Origin of the sequence: Bacteroides mediterraneensis (assembly GCF_900128455.1) — a bacterium.
GTDB classification, from domain to species: Bacteria; Bacteroidota; Bacteroidia; order Bacteroidales; family Bacteroidaceae; genus Phocaeicola; species Phocaeicola mediterraneensis.
The window spans coordinates 1-2,382 of sequence record NZ_LT635798.1 but is presented as its reverse complement, the minus strand read 5'-3'; the positions used below and the strand labels follow the sequence as shown (position 1 = coordinate 2,382).

General features: G+C 44.8%; 1 protein-coding gene and 1 pseudogene. Both read right to left on the bottom strand.

Annotated elements, in window-relative coordinates; all coding sequences use genetic code 11:
* The coding region (locus tag BQ7480_RS17515; RefSeq protein ID WP_072544124.1) for a RagB/SusD family nutrient uptake outer membrane protein at positions 1 to 1,496 on the bottom strand (1,496 nt) is incomplete at its 3' end.
* 14 nt (positions 1,497 to 1,510) lie between these two features.
* Positions 1,511 to 2,382, bottom strand: a pseudogene (locus BQ7480_RS17510) (SusC/RagA family TonB-linked outer membrane protein); the annotation flags it as partial.

The following is a 2,382-nucleotide window of genomic DNA, read 5'->3' as shown; positions in this document are numbered from 1 at the left end:
TCTACATGAGCACGTGTACGGACAGCCTTCCAGTACTTTTCAGAAGTACCATCAATCTTTCCATCGCGCATATACTGAGCTTCAATATAGTTCAAGTAAGCTTCTACGCCACGGAACAAAATCTGTCCGGTTGTAGACTGAGCCTTACCGTATACATTCTGAGTCTTGTCAAAGCTTTCTCCCTTGCGCATACGGTAACCTGTCATATCTCCCATTTCACCTGCACGTTTCGGAGCCAATACCGGAAGAAAGGTATGAACCTCATCGTTCCCAGTTGAAAGAATCGGAAGCTTATTGCTTTCTCCAAAGACGAACAGCTGCAAACGGCCATCACGGTTGGCCTTTACGTTGTCCAAGGTCTCATCACCCATATAAGGCTTTTTTGAAGATGAAGCATAAATAGGCAGGCCGTCCTCCATCAGGAAGCTTTCAATATATCCTTTCAACAAGCCGTTATAACCACCTGTCACGATATAAGCCGGAACGCCGTGATTGATATTCGAAGAGCCCACTGTTCCGTAAGCCTTCCACATCAGGACTTCACTGATGCCCGACAAATCCTGGCTATTATACATTTCAAAGTAAGGGTTCCATCCAGTTGTCGGAGCCAACGGGTCCTGGTCAAGAACACCTGTATTTTCTGTCAAAGTAACTCCGTCGGCTACAAGTTTGGCAGCTTCCATAGCCTGAGTCAGTAAGTCCTTGACATGGGCTGTCACGTCAAACTGATAGTTTGGATGTAATTTTGCTCCTGGCCATCCTTCATCACCCGGTACCCGTCCAGTACCTTTATGGTATGTTTCAAAAGAAGCCTCATACAAAGCGACACGTGACTTTACAAGTTGTGCCACCTGCTTATTAATACGGTTATTGGCCGCAAAGCCTTTGTCCTGTAAAAATCCGATGGCCTTGTCCAAATCGCTGAGAATAAAATCTGCGACTTCATTTCTCGGCATACGTGTACCATGGGCAATCAAATCTTCCTTGTTATCCGTTACCACCTCGGTTACAATCGGATAATCGCCATAAGTTTTCAGACGTGAGAAATAAACCCATGCCCGGATGAAATACATTTCACCAATGTAATGTTTGGCATTGGCCAAATCACTGTCATACATGCCAGCTTCGTATTTCGGAAGCACGTTCTCAAAGAAATAGTTGCAATAACGGATCAGGCTGAATCCCAAATCTCCAGATTGTGAAACCTTCCAGTAATCCTTCGTAAAATAACTCTGGCTTGCGTCTCCGCTTACCATATTGTCAGTATTGGCATCCCCTGTCAGGATGGCTCCTTGTCCCCATCCGCTGGGAGCTGTAAAAATACTGTTATACTGTGAGATACTATAGGCCCCCAACTGGTCGGCACTTTGAAAATAGACCTCCGGAGTAACTTCATCCAACGGAGCCAAATCCAAGAAGTCATTACATGAAGTAATTGCCAAACCCGATCCGGCCAGCATACATGCTACAAATAAACTTTTATATGTTGTTTTCATTTTCTCTTCACTATTTAGAAGTTAATATTAACACCTACTGATACAACGCGCTGCAACGGATAAGTCTTACCGGCGTCACTATACAGAGAACCAATATTTTCCGGGTCAAAAATGCTGCTTACATGACTAAATGTCAACAGATTATCACCTGAGATATAAATACGTACGTTTTCCATGGAGGCTTTCTGAGTCCAAGCCTTCGGCAATGTGTAACCCAATGTGATATTCTTCAGACGGAGATAAGCGCCATTCTGCAGATAGCGTGTCTGGGTCTGGTGGTTGCGGCTGGTCCAAGACGGACGTGCATAATATGCATTCGGGTTTTCAGGAGTCCAATAATCCAAGTGTTCCTCAAACACGTTAGACGACCACATACCTCCATTCGTACCCCAGAAATACGTACCAGGCAACCACAAATCACGTTTCCCGATACCCTGGAAGAACAATCGTAAGTCAAATCCTTTCCAGGAACCATCAACTGTAAAGCCATAATTGTAACGCGGAGTAGAATTACCGATTACACGCAGGTCGCCCGGATCATCCGTTGTATAGGAACCTGTATTTACACGTCCATCACCATTCAAGTCGGCATACATGATATCACCGGCACCCCATCCGCTGCCTAATGAACTCTGATCCACTTTTGCCAGGTGAGCGGCCATTTCCTCATCACTCTGGGCAATGCCGATGGTGGTGTATCCCCAGATTTCGTTCAGCATCTGGCCTTCATAATAGGTGTTCAAAGAATTTGACGGGTTCGGATAACGGGTAATTTTCTGCTGTGCATCAGACATGTTGAATGATACGCCATATTTGAAATCACCAATCTGGTCACGCCATCCCAGTTCAATTTCAAAACCGTAAGATTTCATATCACAGTTATTTA